The sequence below is a fragment of the Amycolatopsis sp. NPDC059657 genome (genome assembly GCF_042734395.1).
In the GTDB taxonomy this organism is placed as follows: domain Bacteria; phylum Actinomycetota; class Actinomycetes; order Mycobacteriales; family Pseudonocardiaceae; genus Amycolatopsis.
The window spans coordinates 102,815-128,152 of sequence record NZ_JBHWEB010000007.1; the positions used below are offsets into that span (position 1 = coordinate 102,815).

Below are 25,338 nucleotides of genomic sequence, written 5' to 3' on the forward strand. Positions count from 1 at the left end.
TCCTTTCCTTCACTGCCAGCCGGGGCCGGTCTCGGTGGCCCAGGTGGGCGCCGCGGCGCGGCGGAACCACCGCGGCCGGGCCGTCTTCACGGGGGCGGGGTCGTCACGGCCGGTGAGCCACGCGAGCGTGACCACCAGCGCGGCCAGCTCTTCCGGGCTCGGGTTTCCGTTCAGGACACGCAGCTCGGTCATTGCGGCTGGTTCCCGTGCTTGCGGCTGGGCTGTTCGGTGTGCTTGGCACGCAGCATGGTCAGCCCGGCGATGATCTTCGACCGGGTCTCCGCCGGGTCGATGACGTCGTCGACGAGCCCGCATTCGGCCGCGTAGTAAGGATGGGTGAGCTTTTCGCGGTACTCCTCGATGAGCAGTGCGCGGGTCGCTTCGGGATCGGCCGAAGCGGCGATCTCCCGGCGGAAGATGACGTTCGCCGCGCCCTCCGCGCCCATCACGGCGATCTCGTTGGTCGGCCAGGCGAGCGCGAGGTCGGCGCCGATCGAGCTGGAGTCCATCACGATGTACGCGCCGCCGTACGCCTTGCGCAGCACCACCGAGATCCTCGGGACGGTGGCGTTGCAGTAGGCGTACAGCAGTTTCGCGCCGTGCCGGATGACGCCACCGTGCTCCTGCGCGACGCCGGGCAGGAAGCCGGGGACGTCGACCAGTGTGACCAGCGGGATGTTGAAGGCGTCGCAGAATTGGATGAACCGCGCTGCCTTCTCCGACGAGGTGATGTCGAGTACGCCGGCCAGCGCGCTCGGCTGGTTCGCGACGATGCCGACCACCTGCCCGCCCATCCTGGCGAGCGCGCAGATCACGTTGCCCGCCCAGCGTTCGTGCACCTGGAAGAACTCGCCGTCGTCGACGATCTCCTCGATCACCGCGGCCATGTCGTACAGCCGCCCGCGATCGGCGGGCACCAGCGAGGTCAGCGCTTCACCGCGCCGGTCGGCCGGATCCGTCGACGGCAGCGCGGGCGGCAGCTCGCGGTTGTTGGACGGCAGCAGGCTGAGCAGGTACCGCACGTCCTGGAGGCACTCGGCCTCGTCGTCGTAGGCGAACCCGGCGACCCCGGAGATCTCGGTGTGCACGTCGGCGCCGCCGAGCCCGTTCTGGGTCACCGACTCGCCGGTGGCCGCCTGGACCACGTCCGGCCCGGTGATGAACATCTGCGAGGTCTCGCGCACCATGAACACGAAGTCGGTCAGCGCGGGCGAGTAGGCCGCGCCACCGGCGCACGGGCCCATGATCACGCTGATCTGCGGGATCACCCCCGAATTGCGGACGTTGCGCTGGAAGATGCCGCCATACCCGGCGAGCGCGGTCACGCCCTCCTGGATCCGCGCGCCCGCGCCGTCGCACAGCCCGACGATCGGCGCGCCCGCCGCGGCGGCCATGTCCATGATCTTGTGGATCTTGGCGGCGTGCGCCTCACCGAGCGCGCCGCCGAAGATGCGGAAGTCGTGGGCGTAGACGAACACGGTCCGCCCGTCGACCTGGCCCCAGCCGGTGATGACGCCGTCCGAGTGCGGACGCTTCCGTTCCATGCCGAAGCCGTGATATCGGTGCTTGCGCAGGCCTTCCACCTCGGTGAAGGTGCCCTCGTCGAAGAGCAGGCCGATCCGTTCCCTCGGGGTCAGCTTGCCCTTGGCGTGCTGGGCGTCGGTGGCGCGCTGGTCGCCGCGTGCCACCTTGTCCCGCAGCCTGCCCAGCTCCGCGGTCAGCTCGGCGGCGGACCGGACGGGCGGGGCCGCGACCGGGTACGGCGGCGGCGCGACGGTCACGGGCTTGTCGTCGACAACGGTCATTTCCGGGCTTCCTGTTCTGATCGTGCCTTGATTTCGTCGAGCAGATCCGCCTGCGCGAGGCAGTCCGCGGTGGTGGTCCTGCCGATCCGGCAGGCCGAGGCGAAGGCCCGCACGGTCGCGGCCACCTGGTCTTCCGGCTCCAGCGAGATCCGCTCGGAGCCGCCGCTGCGGTCCAGCCGGAGCATGGGCCTGCGGTCGGCGGGCGTGGTGAAGACGTGCTCGAGTGCCAAAGTTCCTTTGCTGCCGGTGAAGGTGTAGGCCGAGCGGTACTCGTGGTCCATCCCGTAGGTGAGACGCGCGGTCACGCCGTCGGCCGTTTCGAGCGTCGCGGTGCCGCCGTACTCCACAGTGGACACTGAGGTGTACGCGGCTTCCTTGACCCGCAACGGTCCGCCGAGCAGATGCACCGCGGCGCGGACCGGGTAGATCCCGACGTCCAGCAGCGCTCCCCCGCCGAGCTCGGCCGAATGCCGGATGTCACCGGGTTTCGGCCTCGGCACGGTGAACGCGGCCTCGAAACCGGTGAGCGTGCCGATCGCGCCGTCACGCACCAGCCGCCGGGCGGCGATGTGCTGGCCGTGGTGCACGAACAGGACGTTCTCCATCAGCACCCGGCCCCGGTCCCGTGCCAGCGCCAGCAACCGCCGGGTGCCGGACGCGTTGGTGGTGACCGGTTTCTCGGACAGCACGTGCTTTCCGGCGTCGAGTGCCCGTTCGACCCACCGCTCGTGCAACGCGGCGGGCAGCGGGATGTACACGGCGTCGACGGACTCGATGAGGGCTTCGTAGCTTTCGAAAGCCTTGCAGTCGTACGGCGCGGCCGTCTCCACGGCACGGGCGTAATCGCGAGCGGCCACGCCGGTGAGCTCGACGCCGTCCGCCGCCGCGAACGCCGGCAGCATCCGGCGCCTGGCGATCTCGGCGCACCCCAGCACCCCGACGCGCAGTGGCTCAAACACCGGTCAGCCGTTCCATCGCGGCCAGGCAGGCGACCAGGGTGCGTGCCTGGACGTTGACGCAATGTCCTTGCTGGACAAGGAGATTGAGCTGCCCTGGCGTCACCCAGTTGTAGCCCGGCGGGGTGTCGAGCGGCACCTCGGAATCGTCGACCTCGATGACCAGGTAGCGCGCCTCGGCGTCGAGGAACCGGCCGCCCTCCTCGGAATGCACTGCCTCGTAACGGATCCGCGCGGGATCGGCGGCGAGCACGAGGTCCAGGTAGCGCGGCCGGGGCGGTGCTCCGGCGCCGGCATAGTTGCCGGGGATGCACTGGACGGTCGGCGCGATCTCGACCGCGTCGCGCAGCCCGCCTTCCATCCGCGCGTGTGCCAGCAGGTGCAGCACCCCGTTGATCGGCCTGGCGAGGAACGCGGCGACACCGGGCCCGCGCGGCCGGAACAGCGGCTGGGTCCAGCTGGCCACCTCACGGCTTCCGGCCTGGACCGAGGCCGCGACGACCTCGAAGAACCGGCCGTCGACGTGGTGGATCGCGGTGTCCGTGCGAGCCCAGCCCGGGATGCCCGCCAGTGGCACGCGTTCGGCGTGCGCGTCCTGGCGTGACCGCTCCGCGGTGAACCAGGACCGGAGGTCGGCGTCCGGGTGCAGCGCCCAGGTCTCCGGCCGGACCTCCGCCTGCGGGCCGCTCGCGAGCACCGTGCGGGCGTCCATGTTGACCAGGTTGTCGTAGCGCAGCAAGGCGGCGATCTGGCCGAAGGTGAGCCAGCGGAAGTCCTCGTGCGCGGGCACCGGGCCCGTGGTCTCGACGATCATGTTGCGGTTGTGCTTGCGGTGGAACCAGGCGCCGTGCTCGGACTGCAGCACGTCGGTGAGCACCCGGCCGCGCTCGGGCCGCAGGAAGTAGTCGAGATAACGGACGGCCGAGCCGCCGTGCACCTGGGTGTAGTTGCTGCGGGTGGCCTGCACGGTCGGGGAAAGCTGGAGCAGATTGGGATTGCCCGGTTCCATCTTGGCCTGCATCAGGCAGTGCAGCACCCCGTCGAACTCCTTGACGAGGATGCCGAGAATGCCGATCTCGGGCTGCTGGATGATCGGCTGGAACCAGTCGGCGCCGCTGTCGAGCGTCACGTGCAGGCCCTGGACACTGAAGAACTTCCCGCTGCGGTGCACCAGGTTCCCGGTGCCCTCCTGGGTGTGCCAGCCTTCGAGCTCCGCGAACGGGATGCGGTCGACGCGGAACGGGTGCTCGGCACGCCGCCGCGCGAACCAGTCGTGGAACCCGGCGAGGTCGAGCTGCGCGCCGTCCGCCGTCGCGGCGGACCTGGCGATCCTGGCGGCCACACCGGCGTCGTGGCGTGGCCGCAGCGCTGTCTCGAAAGATGACATCTGACGACTCCTTTTCGATTCGGTGCTCAGCGGCCGCCGGCGACGGTGAGCTCGGCGCCGGTGACGTTCCCGTTGGCCTCGGAACAGAGGAAGACGACGGCGCGAGCGACCTCCGACGGGTCGCTCAGCCGCCCGGTGGGGGTGTTCGCGAGCTCGCGGGCCTTGACCGGCTCGGGCAGTCCGTCGCGCACCCGGTCCGTCATGGTCAGGCCGGGGCTGACCACGTTGACCAGCACGCCGTCCCCGCCGACGTCCCACATCAGGCTGCGGGCCAGTCCGTGCAACCCGGCCTTGGCCGAGCCGTAGAACTCCTGGCCTTTGTTGCCGCCCAAGGCGTTGTGCGAGGAGATCAGCGCGATCCGGCCCCAGCCGCGCTCCCGCATGCCGCGGACCGCGTGCTGCACTGTCCTGATGACCGGGGCGAGGTTGCCGCCGACGACCGGCAGCCAGTCCTGTTCGGGCACGTCTTCGAAGCCGGTGCCCGGTGTGCGGCGCTCGCCCCAGCGGACCGCGTTGGCCACCAGCACGTCCAGCGAACCCCAGCGCTCGTGCACGGCGGCGACCGCCGCGGCAGGCGAATCCGGGTCCTCGAGGTCGTAGTGGACGGCGAAGGCGTCACCGAGATCGGCGGCGAGTTTCTCGGCCGCCTCACGGTTCCCGCGATAGGCGACGGCGACGCGCGCGCCCTCCTCGTCGAAGGCCCGCGCGATCGCCTCACCGATCCCGCCGGTGGCACCGGTGACGAGCACGGTGCGCCCGCACAGCCCGAGCTTCATCGCGCGCCGCCGACGAAGTCCTTGATGGACGACGCGACGTAGTCGAGCATCTCCTCGGTGAGTCCCGGATAGACGCCGACCCAGAACGTCTGCTCGGTGACGATGTCGCTGTTGACCAGATCGCCGGAAACCCGGTGCGGCTGGTCGAGGTAGGCGGGGTGCCTGGTCAGGTTGCCCGCGAACAGCCGCCGCGTGCCGATCTTGCGGTCCTCCAGGAAGGCGACCAGTTCCGCGCGCTTGAACGGCGCGTCCGGCGAGACGGTCAGCGCGAAGCCGAACCAGCTCGGGTCGCTGCGCGGGGTGGCTTCCGGCAGCAGCAGCCACGGCACGTCCTGCAGCGCCGTGCGCAGCTGACGCCAGTTGCGGCGGCGCGCGGCGCAGAAGTCGTCCAGCTTCGCGAGCTGGCTCAGGCCGAGCGCGGCCTGCAGGTCGGTCGTCTTCAGGTTGTAGCCGACGTGGGAGAAGATGTACTTGTGGTCGTACCCGGCGGGCAGGGTGCCCATCTGGTAGTCCCACCGCTTGAGGCACTTGTTGCTCTCGCCTGGCTCGCACCAGCAGTCACGGCCCCAGTCGCGCAACGACTCCACGATCCTGGCCAGCGCGAGGTTCGAGGTGAGCACGCAGCCGCCCTCACCCATCGTCAGGTGGTGGGCCGGGTAGAAGCTGACGGTCGTCAGATCGCCGAAGGTGCCGGTCGGCTTGCCGTCGTAGGTGGAGCCGACCGCGTCGCAGTTGTCCTCGATGAGGAAGAGGTCGTTGTCCTCGGCCAGCTGGGCGATTTCGGCCACCGGGAACGGATTCCCGAGCGCGTGGGCGATGATGATCGCCTTCGTCTTCGGCGTGATGGCGGCCGCGACCCGGTCGGCGGTCGTGTTGAGCGTGGTCAGGTCGACGTCCACGAAGACGGGCAGCAGGCCGTTCTGCAGGATCGGGTTGACCGTGGTCGGGAAGCCTGCCGCGACGGTGACCACCTCGTCGCCGGGGCGCAGCCTGCGGTCCTCCAGCAGCGGCGACGTCAGCGCGCTGGTGGCGAGCAGGTTGGCCGACGAGCCCGAGTTCGTCAGATGCGCCTTGCGCAGCTTCAGCTTCCGCGCGAAGGCACTCTCGAACTTACGTGAGGCGTACCCAGCGGCGATCCGCATCTCCAGCGCGGCCTCGACCAGCGCGGTCCGGTCGTTCTCGTCGAGCACCGCGCCGGACGGCCAGATCTCGGTCACCCCGGGCACGAACGGCCGGTCGTCCTGCTTTTCCTTGTGATACAGGCGGGTCTCGTCGAGAATCAACGCCTTCTTGCCCGTCATCGGCGGCTACCTCCAAAGTCGGCTCGGCGCGGCTTCTCGCGCATCGACGACCTTCCGGCAGCGATCTCGAACCGGGCTCGACACCCGGTGGACCGCCACCACTCCAGGCACGCTGATTACCTTGCGCCGTATGGAGATCCAGGAGACGGAAGTACCAGGAGCCTTCCGCGTCACCCCGCGCCTGTTCACCGACGCCAGAGGCGGCTTCTTCGAATCCTTCCGCCACGACGAGCTCGCGCGCGCGACCGGGCACGTGTTCACGCCCGCCCAGACGAACTACTCGTCCTCGGTCCGCGGCACCCTGCGCGGCATGCACGGCGTGACCTTGCCACCCGGCCAGTCCAAATTCGTCAGCTGCGTCCGCGGCGCGGTGATGGACGTGGTCGTCGACGTGCGCCTCGGCTCCCCCACCTTCGGCACGCACACGGTCACCGAGCTCAACGCGACCGAAGGCCGCGCGATGTACGTGGCCGAAGGCCTGGCGCACGGTTTCGTCGCGCTGACCGACGACGCCTGCGTGAGCTACCTGTGCTCGACGCTCTACGTACCGGGCACCCAGGTCGACATCTGGCCGTTCGACCCGGAACTCGCGCTGCCCTGGGCCGACATCCTCACCGGCGAGCCCGTCATGTCCGCCAAGGACTCGAACGCCCTTACCCTGAGCCAAAACGCCGACCAAGGCCGGCTGGCGACCTATACGGAGTGTCTGGCCCACTATGCGGCCAAGCGTCGCGCCTGACCCGGCCTGGGAAAAAAATCCCAATGTGGCTTTCGTCAGATCTGAGCTGACGAAAGCCACATTGGGATTTTTGCGAGCCGCACACCCACCGCACCAGCGGAAGTGGCGTTCACGCGGACCGGCTGGCCTCGGCCGAGGCAAGGGCGGTCAGCATGCCGACGGCTTCGGCGGGCGCGGGCAAAGCCTCGATCTCCCGTCGCAGCTCGGCAGCGGCTGAGCGGACGGCGGGAGTCCGCAGCGAAAGCACCCCATCGCGGATCACCGACACGTCGCCGTCGAAGTCGCTGCCACGCAGATGCCAGCCCGCGCCAGCCGCGGCCAGGCGGTCACCGATGAGCAACTGCTCCGGCCGTGGCGAGACGATCGCCTGCGCGATACCGGCTGAGGCAGCCGCCATGCCGGTCATGCCGTTTCCTTGATGTAAAAGGACTTCGCAACGCGGCAACGTCGTCAGCACAGGCAGGCCGGTCGGCAAATCCGCGCGCTGTGAGGGAGTGACCACCAGCGCGGTCGGCACCCCGGCATCAGCGAGCGCGATTCCCGTTGCCAGCAACGGATCCCGCTCGGTGATGCGCGCGTTCGGCTCCCAGGTGACGCAAACCGCGAACCCTGAAGCCCCAGCCAGCGCCGGTTGATAGCGGATCGCCCATCGCGTGGCCGGGGACGGCAGCCACAGACTCGGCGGGCAGGGCCCGGCCCAGACGTCGGGGTGGTGGGCGGGGTCGGCGCCGAACCGGTCGAACAGCCGCCGGTAGCCGGCGCCGCGCCCCAGGTCGAGCACCGCGGGACCACCCCACTGGTGGCAGACGAGCGGCACGCCGAGGTTGCTCGCGACCACGGTACCGGCGTACGTGCTCGCGTCGGCGACGATGATGTCCGGCCGCCATTTTCGGGCCAGTGGCAGCAAATCGGGCAGCATGCCCTCCGCTATGCCTGCCTGACGGTCCTCCAGTGACGTGAGAATCCGGCGCTGGGTCTCGTCGAGGCTCGGGATCCGGGACGGCCAGTCCGACGGCCACCGGCCTGGCGGGCGGGCGACCTCGGGTGCGCCGGTGGGGACCGGGACCGAACCCGTCGCCGCCACCGGGAGCCCGGCGGCGGCGACGTCACGGACACTGCCGGCGGGCACGGCGAAGAGCACGTCGTGCCCGGCGGCCGCGCAGGCCGAGGCGAGCGGGACCAGCGGGGCCAGATGGGCGGATCCGGACCAGGTGGTGAAGAGCAGGCGCACGGTCGTTCCTCTCCTGGTCAGCTGGTGAACTGGCCCTGCGGGAGATCGGCCTCGGCGAGGAACCCGAGTGAGTTCAGCAGCTCGGCGCGGCGCGCGTCCGTCAGGCCCTCCGGCCGCGCGACCGCGAGCCGTTCGGCGGTCACGCGGATCCCGTCCGGCTCTTCGGACATTCGCCAGGTGGTGCGGTAGAGGTCGAAACCGGCCGGCGGTTCCAGCTGCTTCACCACGACCGTGTGCGGCGCGGTGGCGATCACCACGGCCCTGCCGTCGGTGGTCGTGACGAACTCGGCGGTGTCGCCAGGCCCTGCCGGTGTGCCGGTGACCGCCTCGAGCAGACCGGCGTACACGCGCTCGGCGGGGCCGGGCACCACCGTGGACCTGGTGGCGCGCAAGGTGAGCCGGTCGCGCTCGGCGCTCGACTCGACCGCGGCCTTGAGGGTGCGCATCTGCAGCGCGCCGTGCCGGTCGAGCTCCGCCACGGTCGCCTGCGGATCGCCGTCCGCGGTGAACCAGTGGTGTGACTCGACGCGGCAGCCGCCGTCGGGCAGCGGCACGAACAGCCACGAGCCGCCGAGCCCGGTGATCGCACCGACGGTGCCCTGCTGCTCGAAGTCCATGCGCAGCGCGCCGTCGTCCAGGGTGCGGTGCGATTCCCAGACACGCAGGCTCTCGCCGGCGCCGGGCCGCACCGCCCAGAACCGCGAACGGTCCTTGGCGCCTTCACGCCAGGCGATCTCGGTGTGCGCCACCCACGGGTAGAGCAACGGCCAGTTCAGCACGTCGGTGAGCGCCGCGTAGACGGCCTCGGCAGGCGCGCCGACCGCTATCTCGGCCCGCGTGCGGTGGATCTCGGATGACATTTCCTCAGCTCCTCACGAATGCGCGGGGACCGCGGCGCGGTCCTCCAGCTGGGCGACCACCGAGGCGGGCGACGGCATCGCGTCGATCTCGGCGCGGACCTCCCGCGCGGCCGCGGTGAATTCCGGCTGCCCCAGTACCGCGCCGATCGCGGACCGCAGCCCGCCCGGCACGGCCTGCCGGTCGGGATCGACGCAGATCCCGGCGCCCGCCCGCTCGACGAGATCACCCCACAGCCACTGCGTCGAATCGCGGCCGTCGGGCACCACGAGCTGCGGCACCCCGTAGGCGAGCCCGGTCATCCCGCTGCCGGCGCCGCCGTGATGCACCAGCGCCGAACAGGTCTGGACCACTGCGCCCAGCGGGATCCAGCCGGTCAGCCGGACGTTGGCCGGCAAGGAAAGCCCGTCGAACTCCTCGTGCCCGGCGACCGCCAGCACGATCTCCGCGTCGAGGCCTTCGACCTCGTCCAGCAGCTGCTCACGACGCTCGTTGAAGTTGCGCGTGGTGATCCCGCCCGAAACGCAGACCCTCGGGCGTTCCGGTTCCCTGCGCAGCCAGTCGGGAATCTCGCCGGAACCGTTGTACGGCACGTACCGGACCGGGATCTTGGGCACCCGGGACGGACGGGCCAGCGCGGGCGGGCAGGGGTCGATCCAGGTGTCGGTACCGACACTCGGCGCGACACCGAACCGTTCGAACATCCGGAAGTACGCGGGCGGGATTTCGTTCTCCGCCAAGAAGTACAGCCCCATCGGCTGCACCCAGCCATGCCCGATGGCCGGCACGCCGACGGCCGCGGCCGCGACCAGGCCGACGACCGCGCCGATGTCGTAGACGACGAGATCGGGCCGCCAGTGCCTGGCGAAGCCGACAAGGTCGTCCGCGAGCGAGTCGGCCAGCCCGAGCACCTGCCCGGCCCAGGCGAGCCTGCGTTCCTCGGACCACGGCAGCGGGCCCATCGGCCAGTCGGCGGGCACCCGCTCCGGGCGCTCGGCCGCGTCCGGGATGGTCCCACGGGCGAACGCCTCGCCCGCGGCGTGCTCGCCGATCGGCACGGCGATCAGGCCGGCCGACCGGACTCCGGCCAGCGACTGCGGCCGGGCGGCCACCCGCACCTCGTGCCCGGCGAGCCTGGCGGCCCAAGCCAGCGGCACCACCCAGGGAACGTGGCTGGCACCGTGTGCGACGACAAGGATGCGCATCGGTGTCAGCCTTGCTTCGCGGGTCGTCCCGGCAGCGCGAGCGCGGGCAGCAGGGTCAGCGCGCTGAACCCGAACGCCCACCAGAACGACGTGCCGAACGCACTGGACGGCGCCGACGAGACGAGCTCGTGCTGCAGCACCACGACGAGCACCGCGGTGCCGAGCGAGCCGCCGATGCGGTGCAGGACGTTGGTCACGCCCGCCGCCTGCGGCATCTGCGGCGGCTTGACGCTCTGGAACACGGCCGTCATGACCGGCGACATCGCCGCGCCCAGCCCCAGGCCGCGGACGAACAGCCCGGCGCCGAGCAGCAGTTCGTTGGGATCGGAGCCGACCTGGGTGTAGGCGAGCGTGCCGATCATCGAAAGCCCGATACCGACCAGCAGCACCGGCTTGAGGCCCAGCCGCCCGGTCAGCCTGCCCGCGAAGAACACCGCGATCGCGATCCCGATGTCTTGTGGCACAAGCAAAAGCCCGGCGTGTAACGCGTCCTGGGCGCGCACCTGCTGGTAGTACAACGGCAGCAGGAACATCGAGCTGAACAGTGCAGCGCCGACCAGGAACGAGGTGAGCACGGCATTGGTGAACGCGCGGTTGGCGAACAGCCGGAGATCGAGCACCGGGGTGTCCTTGCGCAACGCGTGCCAGACGTAGACCGCCAGCAGCAGCGCGCCGACCGCGATCGGCCCGTGCGCGCGCAGCGAGGCGAAACCACCGTTGGCCGTCTCGGAGAAGCCGTACAGCATCGCGGCCAGACCCGGTGAAACCAGCAGCAACCCGCGCACATCGAGCTTCAGTCCGCCTTCGGGCTTCGACGACGGCAGCACGCGCCTGGCGAGCAGCAGCGTGATGATGCCGAGCGGGACGTTGATGTAGAAGATCCACGGCCAGCTGAACACGCCGATCAGCACACCGCCGATCACCGGCCCGAGCGCGGGCGCGAAGGTGAGCGGGATGATCAGCAGGCTCATCACGCGGCCGAGCCGCTTGGGCCCGGCTGCCTGCGCGAGCATCGCCTGCCCGATCGGCTGGATGAGACCGCCGCCGATCCCTTGCAGTACCCGGAAAACGATGAGTGAGCCCGCCGACCAGGCGAGACCGCACAGTGCGGACCCGATCACGAAGCAGGCCACCGACGCCATCCAGGTGCGCTTCGCGCCGAAGCGGTTCGTCGCCCAGCCGCTGATCGGCGCGACCAGCGCGAACGCCAGCAGATAGCCGGTGCTGATCCACTGCACGGTGGCCAGCGGGCTGTCGAAGTCACGCCGGATCGCTTCGACGCCGACGTTGACGATGGTGGCGTCGAGCACGGCCAGAATCGTCCCCAGCACCAGCACGACACCGAGCTTGAGCAGTGCGGGGTCGAGACGCTCGTCCTGCGGCGGCGCCGGGGAACTCGCGGTGGTGGTCATGTCTGTCTTTCCTTATCTGGACAGGGAAAAGGAAGCTGTGGCCCGCGCTAGGGGGGAGGTCGCGGGCCACAGCGGGCCTGATGGCTCAGGGAATGAGGACGACGCGGCCGAGCTGCGCGCGGTCTTCCATGAGCTGATGTGCCTTGACGGCCTCGGCGAGCGGCAGCTCGGTGTAGACGACCGGCTTGACCTTGCCGCTGAGCACCATTTCGCAGACTTCGTCCACGATCGGGGTGAAGTCGTCGACCTGGCCGTCCATGACACCCATCGAAAAGTGGGTCAGGTAGCGGCCTGCCAGGTCCTGCAGCGAGACCTTCGGCAGCTCCTTGCCGCCCGAGGCCGAACCGTAGAACACCAAGCGCCCGAACGGCTTCAGCAGCCGCACGCTCTTCTGCGTGATGTCGGAGCCGACGCTGTCGAGCACGATGTCGACACCCGCGCCGCCGGTGGCCTCGCGGACCTCGTCGTCCCAGCCCTCGCGGCTGTAGTCGATGGCGATGTCGGCGCCGAGTTCCTTGGCGAACTCCAGCTTCGCCGCGGAGTTCGCGGTAGCGATGACGGTTCCGGCGCCGAGCGCCTTCAGCATCTGCACCACGAGGTGCCCGATCGCGCCCGCGGCGGCGTGCACCAGCACGGACTCACCCGGCTTGAGCGTCGCGGCCTGGATGACCTCGAGGCCGACCTGAGCGGGCGAGCTCAGCATGGTGGCCTGCGCGGCGTCCATCTCGGCTGGCACCCGCACCAGGTCCTTGACCCTGGCCAGCGAGTATTCGGCGAAGGCCTCCTTGAAGATGATGCTGGCGACCCGGTCGCCGACGGCGAATCCTTCGACACCGGGGCCGAGCGCGTCGATGAACCCGCAGGAGTCACCGCCGGGGGAAGCGGGCAGCTGCACGGACTTCCCGTAGTAGAAGTCACCGGCCCGCTCCTGCAGGCCTGCGAAGTTCACGCCGATGGCCTCATTGCGGATCCGGACGAACCCGGGACCCGGCTCGGGCTTGTCGACCTCGTCGACGCGCAGCACCTCCGGTGTGCCGTGCTCGTGATAGCGGACGATGCGCATGGGTGTCTCTTTCTCGTCGGAGGGGACCACGCGGAACGGGTCCGGTCGCCTCCCAGCCTCGGCGGCCGCACTTGAGCGGCCACCGAGCCGTCCTAGTGCGCGGCGACCGCTTCGGCCGTCACGCCCGCGAACAGGTCGTCCTCGGGCACGGTCGTCTCGACCAGCGACCGGACCAGGTGGTAGTCCTCGGTCGGCCATGCCTGCTGCTCGATCTCCAGCGGGCACGACCGTTCGGGCCCGTCCGGGTTCACCTGGGTCTCGTGCGCGAGCAGCGCGCGCAGCCGCGTCGGGTACCACTCGGCGCACGAGACCTGCGACGTGATGTCCCAGGTGCGCATGGAGTCGTCCCAGCCCTTGAGTACCTCGCCGTGCGGCGAGTGCAGCCCGGCGGCCGTCATGCCGTCGTAGATCGCCTGGAAGTAGGCCTTGCTGAACGCGCAGATGTAGTACAGCTTCAGCGGCTGCCAGGCTTCGCCGGTCCCCGGGTAGAGATCCGCGACGCCCGCCGCGTCGAACGCCTCCATCGCGACCTGGTGGGTCTTGATGTGGTCGGGATGCGGGTAGCCGCCGTTCTCGTCGTAGGTCACCACGACGTGCGGACGGAACTCACGGATCGCCCGCACGAGCGGCACCGCGGCCGTTTCGACCTCTTCCAGCGCGAAAGAGCCCGCGGGCACCGGCTCACCGTTCTTCGGCAGGCCGGAGTCCATGAAACCGAGGAAACGCTGCTCGACGCCGAGGATCTCGCGGGCCCGTTCCATCTCGGCGCGGCGGAGCCTGGGCAGGTCGGCCCAGACCTCGGGCCGGTCCATCGCGGGGTTGAGCACGTCGCCGCGCTCGCCGCCGGTCATGGTGCAGACCAGCACCTCGGCGCCCTCGGCCGCGTACTTGGCGAGCGTCGCGGCGCCCTTGCTGGACTCGTCGTCGGGGTGGGCGTGCACGGCCATCAACCGGAGGCCGGCACGCGGGCGGGAAGTGGATTCGGTCATCGGCTTCTCCTTTGCCGTCAGGGCGCTTTGCGGGGGTAGAGCGCGGCGGGCACGAGCGTCAGCACGCTGAACGCCAGCACCCACCAGAACGTGTGGCTGTACGCGCTCTGCGCGCTTTCCGCGCCGGTGAGCGCGTTCTGCAGGATCACGGCCAGCACCGCGGTGCCCACCGAGCCGCCGATCCGGTTGAGCACCGTGCGCGCGCTGGTCGCGGCGGGCGCCTGGCTCCGGTCGACGGAGGTGTACGTCGCGGCGACGTTCGGCGGCACGATCGCACCGAGCCCGATGCCACGCACCAGCAGCGCGACGATGAGCACCACGTCGCCGACGCCGGACAGTACGAACGGGACGGTGCCCGCGATGGTGAGCAGGATGCCTGCCAGCACGATGGCACGTGGTCCATGCCGATCGGTCAGTTTGCCTGAGGGCGCGGCCACCAGCGCGGTGCCGAGCGCCTGGGGCGCGAGCATCAGTCCCGCGGCGAGCGGGCTCAGCCCGCGGACCTGCATGAAGTACAACGGCAGCAGCAACATCGAAGAGTACAGCGCCGCGCCGAGCAGGAAGGTGTTGATGCCCGCCAGCGCGAAACCCTTGCCAGCGAACAACTTCACGTCGAGCAGCGGGGTTCGTTCGGTGCGCAGCGCGTGGACGACGTACCCGGCGAGGAACACGAACCCGGCGATCATCAGCCACGCCTGCGTCATGTCGAACCCGGCCTGGCCGACCTGCGCGAGGCCGTAGACGAGCGCGACCAGACCAGGCGGCAGCAGCATCAGGCCGAGCCCGTCCGGGCGCAGCTTCGTGTCGCGCTCGGCGGCGTCCGCCGGGACGACACGGGCGGCCAGCACCAGCGCGAGCACGCCCAGCGGGACGTTGACCAGGAACAGCCAGCGCCAGCCGACGGTGCCCACCAGCAGGCCGCCGACGACCGGGCCGAGGATCGGCGCCAGTGAAACCGGCACGGTGATGAGACCGACCAGCCTGCCGATGCGTTTCGGCCCGGCGTGCCGGACTGCCAGCGCCTGCCCCACCGGCTGCATGAGCCCGCCGCCGACGCCCTGCAGCAGCCGGAACACGATCAGCGACTCCGCCGACCAGGCCAGCCCGCACAACGCGGAGGCGAGCACGAACAACGCGACCGAGGCGAGCCACACCCGCTTGCCGCCGAACCGGCGCAGCAGCCAGCCCGAGAGCGGCGCGGTGAACGCGACCGTCAGCAGGTAGCCGGTGCTGACCCACTGGACGGTCGTGACCGTCGCGCGGAAGACGTCGGCGATGGAGCCGATGCCGACCGTGACGATCGTGGCGTCGAGCTGGGCGAGCACGGCCGCGAGCACGAGCACCGCGCCGAGCCTGACCAGCGCCGGATCGAGGCGCTCTTCCTGCTCGGGTCGTGCGGTGTGGACCTTCACGGGTGCCTCCTCGCTCTCGATTGACTAGGTCGAGCACAAACTTAGCTCGACCTAGAATTTATGTCAAACCAAATTATTGGGATAGCCTAAAGTTGTGCGTATCCTCAGTGGCATGGAGACACACGGCGCGATCGGGCTGCGCGATCGCAAGAAGCAGGAGACCCGCGAGCGGCTGGCCCACGTCGCGACGCTGCTCTTCATCGAGCGTGGCTTCGAGAACGTGACGATCGCCGAGGTCGCCGAGGCGGCGGACGTGTCCAAGATGACTGTCACGAATTACTTCCCCCGCAAGGAAGATCTCGTCTTCGACGCGCATGAAGGCGTCGAGGACAGTCTCGCCAAGGTGCTGCGCGACCGGCGGCCCGGCGAGTCCGCGCTGCGGGCGCTGCACCGGGAATTCGTCGGCTCACTCGACGCGAACCGGCCGTTGAACGGCCTCTGCACCGCCGACTTCGCCCAGCTCGTCCACAGCAGCGAGCGGCTGCGCGCCCGCGAACGCGAACTCGACGAAAAACGGGAAGCCGCGCTGGCGGACGCGCTCGCGGCGGAACCGCGTGGTGACGACCCGGCCCCCGTGCTGGTGGCCGCCCAGCTCGCGGCCGCCCATCGCGTACTGGTCAACAAGGGGCGTGCCCTCATCCGCGACCACACCGGCCCCGAAACCGTGCGCGCCGCACTGACGGCGCTGGCCGATTCGGCCTTCTCGCTGCTCGAACCCGCGCTCGGCGACAGCTACACGCGCTGAGCGGTCGAGCCGGACTCGACCGGGCGTTGGCACGCTCCAGCCCAGTAAGCCGCCGGGACCTGCCCGGACGGCCGCAGGGAGGAGCACGTCTTGTCCGTCACGCTGGGGAACAACCTGACCGGGTTCACCATCACCCACGACCTCATCCGCCGGATGATCCCGGAGCTCGGCAAGCGCCTGGCGAACGCCGACGCGGCCGGCACGCTGGACCAGGCGGCCGCGCGGAAGCTGGCGGACTGGTGGTCGATGTTCACCACCATCCTCGACGGCCACCACACCAGCGAGGACAGCCACGTCTGGCCGGTCGTCCTCGCCGCCGAACCCGGCCTCGCCGCGATCGCGGACACGCTGGAGGAGCAGCACGACTCCCTCGACGGTCACCTCGCGGGCATCGACGAGGGCCTGCGTTCGCTGGCCGCCGGCGAATCGGTGCTGCGCCCCCTGCTCGAGCGCATCGCCGCCTTCGACGAGCTCATGCTCGGGCACCTGAGCCTCGAAGAGGAGCACATGGTGCCGGTGCTGCGCGACAAGGTGACGCACGAGGCCTACCTGGGCATGCTCGGCAGCCTCGCGGAAGGCCACGACCCCGCGGACTTCGTCCCGACCATGCCGCTGCTGCTGGAGCAGGCGACCCCGGTGGCCAGGCAGTTCATGCTCGGCAACATGCCACCGGCACTGCGTGAGCGCTACGACTCCGAGTGGGAGCCCGCCTACCGATCGCTCGTAGCCTCGCTCCCGCCCGCCTGATCCCCGGGGTTACCCCAATGCGTCGTCCGGTCCGTGGCAGGACCCGAACGACGCATTGGGGACCTAGCGGAAGCCGAAAGCCACTTTCGTCAGACCCGATCTGACGAAAGTGGCTTTCGGGTTATCAGACCTGACGAACGCCGCATTCGGGCTAGGTGTGGCTCTGAAGTCGCTTGGGGGCACGGGTTCCCGCCGCGCCCCCGATTCCCGGGTCAGCGAGCCAGCAGCCCGCGCAGGGTCGAGCCCAGGTCGCCCGGCCGCCAGTCGGTCGTGCGCCACCCGACGAATCCGTCGGGCCGCACGAGAACCGCGCCCGCCGCACCGAGGCCGAGCGCGCGCGTCCACGCGCCCTCCGGATCCACGACATCGCGGCCGACGCGTAAGGCCTCCACCCCGGGCAATGCCGGCGCGTCCGTGACAGCGGAACCGAGCACGAGCGTGAAACCGGGACCGTGGAGATCGAGGCTGGAGCAGTCGAGGCCGTCCCGGCGCACCATCACATGCGGTGCCCTCGTGCCGGATTCCCCGCCACGTACGGCATCCGAGACGTAGCGGTAGCCCTCACCGAGCGCGATCGCGGCGACGCGGGACGCGGCGTCGCCGGCGCCGCCGTCGGCGCGTTCGGCCTGGAGGCGGGTGGACAGGGCGCAGGTGAGTTCGGCGACCGGGCGGCGTTCCGCCTCGTAGGTGTCGAGTAGCCGGTCGCCTGCCTCGCCGCGCAGTACCGCGGCGAGTTTCCAGGCGAGGTTGTGCGCGTCCTGGATCCCGGTGTTCGCGCCGAGCCCGCCCGACGGGGGCATCACGTGCGCCGCGTCGCCCGCCAGCAGGACGCGGCCGCGGCGATAGGAGTCGGCGACCCACGAGGCCAGTTCCCAGGTGTGGACGGCGCGGGAACTTCCCGGTACCGCTGGCAGAATCCGCAGCTCCGGCACCTCGGCGCCGACGGCGTCGCGTACCGCTTCCGCGCAGCGTTCCGGCGTGAACTCCTCGAGCGACGCGGGATCGTGCGGGACCATCAGCACCCAGCGGTCGTCACCGTCGAGCCGCGCGAGCAAGGTCCCCGGCACCGGGCGGTTCAGGTACGCCAGTCCGACCGGACGGCCGCGCAGCGGGCCGGTCAGGTCAGCGGTGAACGCGATGTTCACCACGTGCGCGAGCCGTTCGCCGGTGGTGCCGATGCCGAGCGCGCCGCGGATGGGCGAGCGATGGCCGTCCGCCGCGATCAGGTACTCGGCGCGCACCGTGCGCGCCCGACCGCTCGATCTGTCCACAATGGAGGCCGTGACGCCGTCCGGGTCATGGGAGAACTCGGTCAGCTCGGTGTGGAACCGGACGTCCGCGCCCAGTTCCTCCGCCCTCGCCCGTACGAGCGGTTCGACCGTGCTCTGCTCGACCAGCGCGGGCGGGCACGGGCTGCTGCCGGAGACGGACTCGCCTGGCGGCCTGCTGCCGCGATAGATCTCTTGTCCGGCAAGGGTTTCCGCGCGCACCACATCGGTCGCGTCCAGGAAGACCGACGGTGGCGCCGCGCGCACCGGCTCCTCCAGGCCGTGGCCGCGGAAGAGCTCCATCGTGCGCGGGCTGAGCACCCTGGCCTTCGCGAGCATCGAGGTGCCCTCGTGCCGCTCGACCACCATCACCGCGACGCCCGCCGAGCGCAGGAACACCGCCGCGGCCAGGCCGACGATGCCGCCCCCGGCGATCAGGACCGGCACGTTTTCCTCGCTCATCGGCATTTCCTCCACAGTCGACAGGTGCGCACAGCGTCACGGCGCGTTGTCGCGCGGCGCTCGAAACCCGCCGGTCCAGCGGCTCTCAAGGGCGGCACCGCACGCTCTCGCGAGGGAGCACCCTGCCCCCGTGAAGGGAACGAGGACACGATGAGCGACGCGACGATCCTGCTGACGCTCGGCCTGCTGCTCGAGCGGCCGATGAGCCCGGCCGAGCTGGCCGACACCGCCGTCGAACGCACCGGAAGCGGACCGGACGCGGCCGAGTTCGCCACGGTGACCACCAGGTTCCGGGCCAGCGGCCTGACCACCGCCGTCGGCGGGGCCGACGCGCTGACCGGCGAGGGCAAGGCCGAGTTCGAACGGCGCGTCGTCGCGCTGCTGAGCACGCCGGAACCCGGCACGTTCTTCACGGCGGTCGGCTATCTCGGCGCGCTGGACCGCGAAACCGCCGAGTCCGCGCTGCGTGTCCGCGTGGAAAACCTGCGCGCGCAAGAGAAGCAGTTCGCCGACACCCCGCCGGACATCCCGCGGTTGTTCGTCATCGAGAACGAATACGGGGCGCACGCGTGCCGGGCCGAGCGGGAGTGGATCGAGCGGACGCTCGCCGAGATCGAAGCGGGCGACCTGACCTGGCCGGTGGTCGAGGTGACCGAGGAAGGCTGGCAGTGGGAGCCCGTCGAGCGCTAATCAAGCCTCGTTCAGGGTGGCGTTCCTAGCGTCTGGTCCATGACGACTGACATCTCACTCAAGGGCAAGACCGCGCTGGTCACCGGTGCCAGCCGGGGTATCGGCGCGGCCATCGCCGCGGAACTCGGCGCGCGCGGCGCGGCCGTCGCGGTGAACTACCTCCGCTCCGAAGAGGAGGCGGGCAAGGTCATCGCCGGCATCGAGGAGCGCGGCGGCCGGGCCATCGGCGCGCAGGCCGACATCGCCGACGGCGAGAGCACCGCGGCGATGATCGCCGAGGTCGAGCGCGAACTCGGCCCGATCGACATCCTCGTGCTCAACTCCAGCGGCTACCGCGAGGTGCTGCGCGGCCCGGCGCTCAACCACTCGGTCGAGGCGCTGGTCGGCAAGATGGCGACCCAGGCGCGGGCCACCCTCGGCCCCGCCTACGCCGTGCTGCCGGGCATGATCGAGCGCGAGTCCGGCACCGTGATCCTGATCTCCGACAGCTTCTCCCGCCAGGCCGCGGCGGGCGCGATCGGCCACGCGGTGGCCAAGGCGCCGATGGAGGCCGCGATGAAGCACCTCGCGATCGAGCTCGGCCCGAAGAACATCCGCTTCAACACGGTCATCCCCGGCGCCACGCGCAGCGAGAACCTGATGAAGAAGTGGGACGCCAAGGACGAGTGGGGCCGCACCCTCGCGTCGGTCGTCGACCAGACCCCGCTGCGCCGCATCGGCGAGCCGGAAGACGTCGCGAAGGCCGTCGCCGTGCTGGCGGGCGACGAGCTCGCCTACGTCACCGGCGCCTTCCTGCCGGTCAGCGGCGGGCACCTGATCATCTGAGCCTGCCCCGGGTGGCCCGCCGGGGTGCGAGCCCCGGCGGGCCACCTGAAACAATTTCACTCCACATCCAGGTAATCAGTAAATAGGGGACAATTCGTGAACAATGTCGTGCCAGGCAGAACGGTGGCGGTGGTGGCCTGCGCCGCCCAGTTCATGGTGGTGCTCGACACCACGATCGTGAACGTCGCGCTGCCGTCGATGCGGGCGGACCTCGACCTCGGACCGGCCGGTCAGCAATGGGTGATCAACGCCTACCTGCTGATGCTGGCCGGTCTCCTGCTGCTGGGCGGCCGCGCCGCCGACCTGTTCGGCCGCCGCCGCGTGTTCGTCATCGGCCTCGCCCTGTTCACCGCGGCCAGCCTCGCCGGCGGACTGGCCACCGGCGGCCCGATGCTCATCGCGGCCCGCGCCGTCCAGGGAATCGGCGCCGCGCTGCTCGCGCCCGCGCCGTTGGCGCTGATCAACTCCTACTACGCCGACATCCGCGCCAAGGGCAAGGCGATCGCCGCATGGGGTGCGACGGCGACCGCGGCGGGCAGCTGCGGAATCCTGCTCGGCGGCATACTGACCGACGGATTGGGCTGGCGCTGGGTCATGTTCGTCAACGTGCCCATCGGCGTCGTCCTGATCGTCGTCGCGCTGAGGTCGCTCCCGGCGTTCCCCGGCAAGGGCCGCGGACTCGACGTTCCCGGCGCGATCCTGGTGACGGCCGGTTTGGCCGCGGTGTCGTACGGCCTGTCCGCGATGGAAGACCATGCCTGGAACTCGCCGCTGACCGGCGGTGCCGTCGCGGCGGGCGTCGTGCTGCTCGCGGCGTTCACCTGGGTCGAAAGCCGCAGCGAACGCCCGCTCATGCCGTTGCGGATCTTCCGCAGCCCCTCGTTGGTGCTGGGCAACATCTCCGCGATCGCCGTCGGCGCGGTCACCACTTCGGTGATGTTCTTCGTGACGCTCTACCTCCAGCGCGTGCTGGGCTACAGCCCGCTGCGCGCCGGCTTGGCCATGCTCCCGTTGACGGTCGCGATCGCGGTGGCCTCGCTGCTCGTCCGCCGTCTGGTGACGGCCATGGGGCCCCGTGTGCCGCTGGCGGTGGGCTGGCTGCTGACCGCGGCCGGCCTGTTCTGGCAGTCGGGGTTCTCGCCTGACGGCACGTTCGCCGCCGACATCCTCGGCCCCGGCATCCTGATCGGCCTCGGCCTCGGCATGACCGTGCTCCCGATGACGATGGCGGCGACCTCCGGTGTGCCCGCCCAGGACGCGGGACTCGCCTCCGCGCTGATGAACACGGCGCGCCAGATGGGCGGCGGCGTCGGCCTGGCCGTACTCGGCGCGGTCGCCGCCTCGGTGGCGGGCACCGTGACCGAAAGCTACTCGGCCGCGCTCCTCGGCGCCGGCGCGCTTTCGGTGGTGGCCGCGGGACTCGCGTTCCGCATGCCCGGCCCCGCTCCCGAGCCCGCCACGGCCTGAGTACTCGTGAGCGTTGCGGGCGGTTCTATTGGGCGGGAAGCCAAAGGTGGCGTGCTCGGTGTGAAGTGAGGGGGCCGTTGGGTGCGTAGTACGCATTCGGGGGCACCCTCGCTTCACGATGAGGCTCTGGCAAGCGGTCGTGAGTGGTACGGCCGGTTCTAACCGGTCTAAACACTCACGACCCAAGCCTCCCGAAGCGAAGACCCCGCCGACCTGCCCGGAGCACGCCACCTTTGCCCCTCCCCTCCATAACCGCCCGCAACGCTCACGACCCCCTTTCACCTGCGCAACATGCGGCTGAGCGTTTTGCCGGGGTCGCGTTCGACCACCTCGCCCAGCACGGAGTCGATCGCTTCGAGCAGGTCCTGGGGCAGCCCGGCCTCGGCTCCCTTCAGGTTCCGCGCGACCTGGTCCACCGACGATGCCCCGATCACCGCACCGGTCACGCCGGGGTTCCGCAGGACCCAAGCCAGCGCGAGCTGCGGCAACTCCAGCCCTGCCGAAGCCGCGAGCGGCCGAAGCCGCCGCACCCGCTCCAGCACGTCGTCCTCGAGGAAACGCCACCGCCGCAAGGAATTGTCGCCGCCCTCGGCCGCCACCGCGCGAGAACCGGACGGCGGCGCCTGGCCAGGCAGGTACTTGCCGGTCAGCACTCCCCCGGCCAGCGGCGACCACACCAGCTGCCCGATGCCGAGTGCCGCGCACGCGGGCAGCACCTCGGTCTCGATGACGCGCCACAGCATGTTGTACTGCGGCTGGTTGGACACCAGTGGCACGCCGAGCTCACGGGCCAGCCTGCCTGCCTCCGCCAGCTCGTCCGCCGCCCATTCCGAGACGCCGATGTAACGGGCCTTGCCGAGCGCGACCGCCTCCGCGAACGCGCCCATCGTCTCTTCCAGCGGGGTGCCGTCGTCATAGAGATGCGCCTGGAACAGGTCGACGTGATCGGTGCCGAGCCGGGCCAGCGACGCGTCGAGCCCGGTCAGCACCCGCTCACGGCTCAGGCCGCCCGGTCCCTTTGTGCCGCGGCCGACCTTCGTGCAGAGCACGACGCTTTCCCTTGGCACGGAAGACAAAGCCCGGCCGAGCACCTCCTCGGCACGGCCGCCGGAGTAGACGTCGGCCGTGTCGAAAGTGGTGACGCCGTGGTCGAGCGCGGCACGGACGCAGGCGATCGCGGCCGTGTCGTCGAGCTGATTGCCCGCCGTGAGTGAGTTGCCGAAGGCGACCCTGCTCACCATCGGCCCATGCTCACCGAGCCTGCGGTACTCCATGCTCCGTCACCTCCCGCACCCCGGCCGCGGCGAGCGCGTCACGGACGGAGCCGGAACCGCTGACCGCGGAGACGTAACCGTCCGGCCTGATCAGCATCCACCCGCCGGGTTCCAGACCGAGATCGGCACGAAGCAGCTCGTCCGAGGTGCTCAAAACACGCACCCCAGCATGGGTTTCCGGAGCGCCGAACGTGACAAGTGTCCACTCTGGACGCTGCAATTCCAGCACCAGGTCCCGCCACCCCGAAGACTCAGCGAGCCTCGCGGCCGTGACCCGGCCCGCGCGCGTCCCGACGCCCGATTCGTAGCTGAGATCCAGCGCCGACATCCCGCCCATGATCTTGCGTTCGATCCGGGATTTGAGCGGTGGCAACGACTTCACGATGGTGAACATCGTGCGCAGCGCCGCGGCGGCCTTCCGGCTCTTGAGCTGGACGAGCATGGTCGCCATCCGCGTCGACTTGAGCAGGTTCGCGCCCACCGGCACCCGCTCGGCGCTGTAGCTGTCGAGCAGCTCGTCACCCGCCTCACCGCGCACGACGGCCGCGAGCTTCCATGACAGGTTGACCGCGTCCTGCACGCCGGTGTTCATGCCCTGCCCGGAAGCCGGGCTGTGCACGTGCGCCGCGTCGCCCGCCAGCAGGCAACGGCCGACCCGCATCCGCTCGATCATCCGCTGCTGGATCGTGAACACCGAAACCCAGCTGGGCGACGAAACCTCGGCAGGCAGACCGGTGCCCGCGGAGATCTTCTCGGCGAACCGGCGCGCCACGGCCGCGGGGTCGCCGGCGTGCGAGACCTCGGCGGTGTCGAGCAGGCGCCACTTGCGCTCGTCGGGGAACGGCACCAGCATGATCGTGCCCGCGGGCGTGCGCATCCAGTGGATACTGTCGCGCGGCAGGTCGCAGTCGACCAGCGCGTCCGCGATGAGCCAGGTTTCGCTGCTCTCGCCGAGAAGTTTCAGGCCGAGCTGCTTGCGGACGGTGCTGTGCCCGCCGTCGCAGCCGGCCAGCCACCCGGTCTCGAGCTCTTCGACGCGCCCGTCCGCGTGCTCCAGCGTGACCGCCACCCGGTCGCCGTGATCGGTGAACGCGGTCAACCGCACACCCCATTCGACCTCGACCCCGTGGCGCGCCACGGCTGTCCGCAGCACCTCCTCGGTGATCACCTGGTCGACCATCAACGTGAACGGGAACCGCGTCGGCAGCCTGCTGTAGTCGGTGTCGAACCGCACCAGCCTGCGCCCGTTCTGGTGCAGCGTGAAGTGCTCGACGCGCTGGCCACGCGGCAGCAGCTCGTCGAGCACCCCCATCTGGTCGTAGGTCTCCAGCGTGCGCGCGTGGGTCGCGAGCGCGCGGCTGGTGGTGGCCGGTCCGGCCGCCGCGTCGACCAGCCGCACCCGCAGGCCCTGGCGGGCCAGCTCGTGCGCGGCGGTGAGCCCGACCGGCCCGGCGCCCACCACCAGCACCTCAAGCGTGGTCATCGGAGCTTCTCCTTCATCAGTCGGTGAAACACTCTTCGGCGATCTGGATCGCCGGGTTCCCGTAAGCGATGCGGGCCAGCACCTTCCGGTAGACCGGGGTGTGCTTGAGCACCCGCGCGAGCCGCGGCCGCACCTTGGTGGCGAACGCGCCCTGCGAGAGCATCGCCTTGCTCTGCAACGACTGCATCCGTTGCACACCGGCGATGTCGCCTGCCCGCTGCCGCTCGAACGCCGACAGGAAGCCCTCGCTCGCGTCCCCGGCCCGCACGGATTCGACCAGCAGCGGGTGCAGCAGCACCGCGTCCTGCACGGCGAGGTTGATGCCCTGCGCGCCGATCGGGCTGTGCGTGTGCGCGGCGTCGCCGATCAGCACCAGCCCGTCGGCGGCCCAGCGTTCCGCACGCCCGGAAAAGACATCGAGCAGGCTGAGCTGACGCACCGAAGTGATCTGCTCGGCGATCAGCTCGGCGTACGGCGGCGCGGCGGCCGCCAGCTGCTCCTTCACGTGGTCGAGCCCGCGTGACGCGATGTCGCCGTAACTCTTGTGCGGCAACGTCCAGCCGAGCTGGACCTGGTCCGGCCACGAGTCGTAAGCCAGCACCGGACTGCCACCGGCACGGAACACGCGGACGTCCCTGGTCTCCGGGACCTGCCCGGTGGTCAGCTTGAACCACAGCACGTCGAGATCGAACGCCTCGGTGCGGCCCGCCTCGATCCCGGCGAGGCGCCGGATCTTGGAGAACCGCCCGTCGGCGCCGACCACGCAGTGCGCGAGCACGGTGCGCGAACCGGTGACCACCCCGGTGATCCGGCCGTCCTCGCGGACGAGGTCGCTCGCGCGGTGGCCGTCGAGATACCGGAACCCGTCGTGCTTTTCGCACCGCAGCAGCAGTTCGTCGAGCACATGTGCCTGCGGGATGCTGAGCAGGTGGTCGTACGGCGACGGCAGCGACCGGTAGTCGATGTCGAGCAGCACCCGGTCGTGGTCGACCAGCCGGAAGCGGCTGTGCTCGTGCGCGCCCCTGGCGCGGGCGCCGTCGAGCACGCCCAGCCGGTCGAGCAACGCCATCGCGCCCGGCTGCAGGATCTCGCCGCGGAACTCGCGCTGGTGCGCGCGGGCGCGTTCCACGACCGTGACGTCGAGCCCCGACCGGAGCAGCAGCAACGCGAGCACCAGCCCGGCCGGTCCGGCGCCGACGACACAGATGTCGGTCCGGATCTCTTCGGTGTCCATCGGTCTCCT

The 25,338-nt window shown here is 70.5% G+C and carries 23 protein-coding genes; 6 read left to right on the plus strand and 17 right to left on the minus strand.

The window, feature by feature from the left end; all coding sequences use genetic code 11:
- Nucleotides 1-9 precede the first annotated feature (9 nt).
- From ACFV15_RS06200 to rfbH, 6 genes are read right to left on the minus strand one after another with little or no spacing between them, the layout of a single operon-like run.
- Nucleotides 10-192 (minus strand): acyl-CoA carboxylase subunit epsilon, encoded by a 183-nt coding sequence (locus ACFV15_RS06200; RefSeq protein WP_378349060.1) that lies wholly within the window; start codon nt 190-192, stop codon nt 10-12.
- Entirely contained in the window at nt 189-1,805 is a 1,617-nt protein-coding gene (locus tag ACFV15_RS06205) for an acyl-CoA carboxylase subunit beta (RefSeq protein ID WP_378349061.1), read from the minus strand. Before ACFV15_RS06205 ends, ACFV15_RS06200 begins: the two co-directional genes overlap by 4 nt.
- The gene (locus ACFV15_RS06210; RefSeq protein ID WP_378349062.1) at nt 1,802-2,764 is read right to left on the minus strand and encodes a Gfo/Idh/MocA family protein; all 963 of its coding nucleotides are present in this window, start codon (nt 2,762-2,764) and stop codon (nt 1,802-1,804) included. The genes ACFV15_RS06205 and ACFV15_RS06210 overlap by 4 nt, the downstream gene beginning before the upstream one ends.
- A complete protein-coding gene (locus tag ACFV15_RS06215) occupies nt 2,757-4,148 on the minus strand; it encodes an NDP-hexose 2,3-dehydratase family protein (RefSeq protein ID WP_378349063.1) in 1,392 nt (463 codons plus the stop codon). Before ACFV15_RS06215 ends, ACFV15_RS06210 begins: the two co-directional genes overlap by 8 nt.
- Before the next feature lie 26 nt (nt 4,149-4,174).
- Nucleotides 4,175-4,924 carry an SDR family NAD(P)-dependent oxidoreductase gene (locus ACFV15_RS06220; RefSeq protein ID WP_378349064.1) on the minus strand — a complete coding sequence of 250 codons (750 nt, stop codon included), beginning with the start codon at nt 4,922-4,924 and terminating at the stop codon, nt 4,175-4,177.
- Nucleotides 4,921-6,225 (minus strand): lipopolysaccharide biosynthesis protein RfbH, encoded by a 1,305-nt coding sequence (rfbH, locus tag ACFV15_RS06225; RefSeq protein WP_378349065.1) that lies wholly within the window; start codon nt 6,223-6,225, stop codon nt 4,921-4,923. The genes ACFV15_RS06220 and rfbH overlap by 4 nt, the downstream gene beginning before the upstream one ends.
- Nucleotides 6,226-6,355: 130 nt before the next feature.
- On the opposite strand from rfbH, the gene ACFV15_RS06230 reads away from it, so the two are divergent.
- Nucleotides 6,356-6,964: a dTDP-4-dehydrorhamnose 3,5-epimerase family protein gene (locus ACFV15_RS06230; protein ID WP_378349066.1), complete on the plus strand. Its 609-nt coding sequence runs from the start codon at nt 6,356-6,358 to the stop codon at nt 6,962-6,964.
- A 109-nt stretch (nt 6,965-7,073) separates the two neighbouring features.
- Here the strand turns inward: ACFV15_RS06230 and ACFV15_RS06235 are convergent, their stop codons facing one another.
- The 7 genes from ACFV15_RS06235 to ACFV15_RS06265 form a co-directional block, all read right to left on the minus strand.
- Nucleotides 7,074-8,195 (minus strand): glycosyltransferase, encoded by a 1,122-nt coding sequence (locus ACFV15_RS06235; RefSeq protein WP_378349067.1) that lies wholly within the window; start codon nt 8,193-8,195, stop codon nt 7,074-7,076.
- A gap of 17 nt (nt 8,196-8,212) precedes the next feature.
- Nucleotides 8,213-9,055: an aromatase/cyclase gene (locus ACFV15_RS06240; protein ID WP_378349068.1), complete on the minus strand. Its 843-nt coding sequence runs from the start codon at nt 9,053-9,055 to the stop codon at nt 8,213-8,215.
- A 12-nt stretch (nt 9,056-9,067) separates the two neighbouring features.
- Nucleotides 9,068-10,258: a nucleotide disphospho-sugar-binding domain-containing protein gene (locus ACFV15_RS06245; protein WP_378349069.1), complete on the minus strand. Its 1,191-nt coding sequence runs from the start codon at nt 10,256-10,258 to the stop codon at nt 9,068-9,070.
- A gap of 5 nt (nt 10,259-10,263) precedes the next feature.
- Nucleotides 10,264-11,670, minus strand: a complete 1,407-nt coding sequence (locus ACFV15_RS06250; RefSeq protein ID WP_378349070.1) for a DHA2 family efflux MFS transporter permease subunit — start codon at nt 11,668-11,670, stop codon at nt 10,264-10,266.
- An 85-nt stretch (nt 11,671-11,755) separates the two neighbouring features.
- A complete protein-coding gene (locus ACFV15_RS06255) occupies nt 11,756-12,733 on the minus strand; it encodes a zinc-binding alcohol dehydrogenase family protein (protein ID WP_378349071.1) in 978 nt (325 codons plus the stop codon).
- Nucleotides 12,734-12,825: 92 nt separating this feature from the next.
- Nucleotides 12,826-13,722 (minus strand): mycothiol conjugate amidase Mca, encoded by an 897-nt coding sequence (mca, locus tag ACFV15_RS06260; protein WP_378349072.1) that lies wholly within the window; start codon nt 13,720-13,722, stop codon nt 12,826-12,828.
- A gap of 17 nt (nt 13,723-13,739) precedes the next feature.
- Nucleotides 13,740-15,134 (minus strand): MDR family MFS transporter, encoded by a 1,395-nt coding sequence (locus ACFV15_RS06265; RefSeq protein ID WP_378349073.1) that lies wholly within the window; start codon nt 15,132-15,134, stop codon nt 13,740-13,742.
- 94 nt (nt 15,135-15,228) lie between these two features.
- Between ACFV15_RS06265 and ACFV15_RS06270 the strand changes: the two genes are divergently transcribed.
- Together ACFV15_RS06270 and ACFV15_RS06275 are read left to right on the plus strand one after the other, a co-directional pair.
- The gene (locus tag ACFV15_RS06270) at nt 15,229-15,879 is read left to right on the plus strand and encodes a TetR/AcrR family transcriptional regulator (RefSeq protein ID WP_378349074.1); all 651 of its coding nucleotides are present in this window, start codon (nt 15,229-15,231) and stop codon (nt 15,877-15,879) included.
- 90 nt (nt 15,880-15,969) lie between these two features.
- Complete coding sequence (locus ACFV15_RS06275) at nt 15,970-16,626, plus strand: hemerythrin domain-containing protein (protein WP_378349075.1); 657 nt, start codon at nt 15,970-15,972, stop codon at nt 16,624-16,626.
- 212 nt (nt 16,627-16,838) lie between these two features.
- On the opposite strand, the gene ACFV15_RS06280 is transcribed toward ACFV15_RS06275, so the two are convergent.
- Nucleotides 16,839-18,356 carry an FAD-dependent monooxygenase gene (locus ACFV15_RS06280; protein WP_378349076.1) on the minus strand — a complete coding sequence of 506 codons (1,518 nt, stop codon included), beginning with the start codon at nt 18,354-18,356 and terminating at the stop codon, nt 16,839-16,841.
- 150 nt (nt 18,357-18,506) lie between these two features.
- Here ACFV15_RS06280 and ACFV15_RS06285 point away from each other — a divergent pair, with 150 nt between their 5' ends.
- The 3 genes from ACFV15_RS06285 (at nt 18,507) to ACFV15_RS06295 (ending at nt 21,338) form a co-directional block, all read left to right on the plus strand.
- Entirely contained in the window at nt 18,507-19,046 is a 540-nt protein-coding gene (locus tag ACFV15_RS06285; protein ID WP_378349077.1) for a hypothetical protein, read from the plus strand.
- 39 nt (nt 19,047-19,085) lie between these two features.
- Nucleotides 19,086-19,871 carry an SDR family NAD(P)-dependent oxidoreductase gene (locus tag ACFV15_RS06290; protein ID WP_378349078.1) on the plus strand — a complete coding sequence of 262 codons (786 nt, stop codon included), beginning with the start codon at nt 19,086-19,088 and terminating at the stop codon, nt 19,869-19,871.
- 96 nt (nt 19,872-19,967) lie between these two features.
- On the plus strand, nt 19,968-21,338 hold the full coding sequence (locus ACFV15_RS06295; protein WP_378349079.1) for a DHA2 family efflux MFS transporter permease subunit: 1,371 nt from the start codon (nt 19,968-19,970) through the stop codon (nt 21,336-21,338).
- Between the two features lie 278 nt (nt 21,339-21,616).
- Here the strand turns inward: ACFV15_RS06295 and ACFV15_RS06300 are convergent, their stop codons facing one another.
- From ACFV15_RS06300 to ACFV15_RS06310, 3 genes are read right to left on the minus strand one after another with little or no spacing between them, the layout of a single operon-like run.
- On the minus strand, nt 21,617-22,612 hold the full coding sequence (locus ACFV15_RS06300; RefSeq protein WP_378349080.1) for an aldo/keto reductase: 996 nt from the start codon (nt 22,610-22,612) through the stop codon (nt 21,617-21,619).
- Nucleotides 22,590-24,095, minus strand: coding sequence for an FAD-dependent oxidoreductase (locus tag ACFV15_RS06305; protein ID WP_378349081.1), 1,506 nt, complete (start codon nt 24,093-24,095; stop codon nt 22,590-22,592). Before ACFV15_RS06305 ends, ACFV15_RS06300 begins: the two co-directional genes overlap by 23 nt.
- A 16-nt stretch (nt 24,096-24,111) precedes the next feature.
- Nucleotides 24,112-25,329 carry an FAD-dependent monooxygenase gene (locus ACFV15_RS06310; protein WP_378349082.1) on the minus strand — a complete coding sequence of 406 codons (1,218 nt, stop codon included), beginning with the start codon at nt 25,327-25,329 and terminating at the stop codon, nt 24,112-24,114.
- Nucleotides 25,330-25,338: the final 9 nt, after the last annotated feature.

What these genes read in the sequence shown, in the direction of transcription:
- ACFV15_RS06200 (WP_378349060.1), bottom strand. Translation starts at nt 192, where the DNA reads ATGACCGAGCTGCGTGTCCTGAACGGAAACCCGAGCCCGGAAGAGCTG.
- ACFV15_RS06205 (WP_378349061.1), bottom strand. Translation starts at nt 1,805, where the DNA reads ATGACCGTTGTCGACGACAAGCCCGTGACCGTCGCGCCGCCGCCGTAC.
- ACFV15_RS06215 (WP_378349063.1), bottom strand. Translation starts at nt 4,148, where the DNA reads ATGTCATCTTTCGAGACAGCGCTGCGGCCACGCCACGACGCCGGTGTG.
- ACFV15_RS06220 (WP_378349064.1), bottom strand. Translation starts at nt 4,924, where the DNA reads ATGAAGCTCGGGCTGTGCGGGCGCACCGTGCTCGTCACCGGTGCCACC.
- rfbH (WP_378349065.1), bottom strand. Translation starts at nt 6,225, where the DNA reads ATGACGGGCAAGAAGGCGTTGATTCTCGACGAGACCCGCCTGTATCAC.
- ACFV15_RS06230 (WP_378349066.1), top strand. Translation starts at nt 6,356, where the DNA reads ATGGAGATCCAGGAGACGGAAGTACCAGGAGCCTTCCGCGTCACCCCG.
- ACFV15_RS06240 (WP_378349068.1), bottom strand. Translation starts at nt 9,055, where the DNA reads ATGTCATCCGAGATCCACCGCACGCGGGCCGAGATAGCGGTCGGCGCG.
- ACFV15_RS06245 (WP_378349069.1), bottom strand. Translation starts at nt 10,258, where the DNA reads ATGCGCATCCTTGTCGTCGCACACGGTGCCAGCCACGTTCCCTGGGTG.
- ACFV15_RS06250 (WP_378349070.1), bottom strand. Translation starts at nt 11,670, where the DNA reads ATGACCACCACCGCGAGTTCCCCGGCGCCGCCGCAGGACGAGCGTCTC.
- ACFV15_RS06255 (WP_378349071.1), bottom strand. Translation starts at nt 12,733, where the DNA reads ATGCGCATCGTCCGCTATCACGAGCACGGCACACCGGAGGTGCTGCGC.
- mca (WP_378349072.1), bottom strand. Translation starts at nt 13,722, where the DNA reads ATGACCGAATCCACTTCCCGCCCGCGTGCCGGCCTCCGGTTGATGGCC.
- ACFV15_RS06280 (WP_378349076.1), bottom strand. Translation starts at nt 18,356, where the DNA reads ATGAGCGAGGAAAACGTGCCGGTCCTGATCGCCGGGGGCGGCATCGTC.
- ACFV15_RS06285 (WP_378349077.1), top strand. Translation starts at nt 18,507, where the DNA reads ATGAGCGACGCGACGATCCTGCTGACGCTCGGCCTGCTGCTCGAGCGG.
- ACFV15_RS06290 (WP_378349078.1), top strand. Translation starts at nt 19,086, where the DNA reads ATGACGACTGACATCTCACTCAAGGGCAAGACCGCGCTGGTCACCGGT.
- ACFV15_RS06300 (WP_378349080.1), bottom strand. Translation starts at nt 22,612, where the DNA reads ATGGAGTACCGCAGGCTCGGTGAGCATGGGCCGATGGTGAGCAGGGTC.
- ACFV15_RS06305 (WP_378349081.1), bottom strand. Translation starts at nt 24,095, where the DNA reads ATGACCACGCTTGAGGTGCTGGTGGTGGGCGCCGGGCCGGTCGGGCTC.
- ACFV15_RS06310 (WP_378349082.1), bottom strand. Translation starts at nt 25,329, where the DNA reads ATGGACACCGAAGAGATCCGGACCGACATCTGTGTCGTCGGCGCCGGA.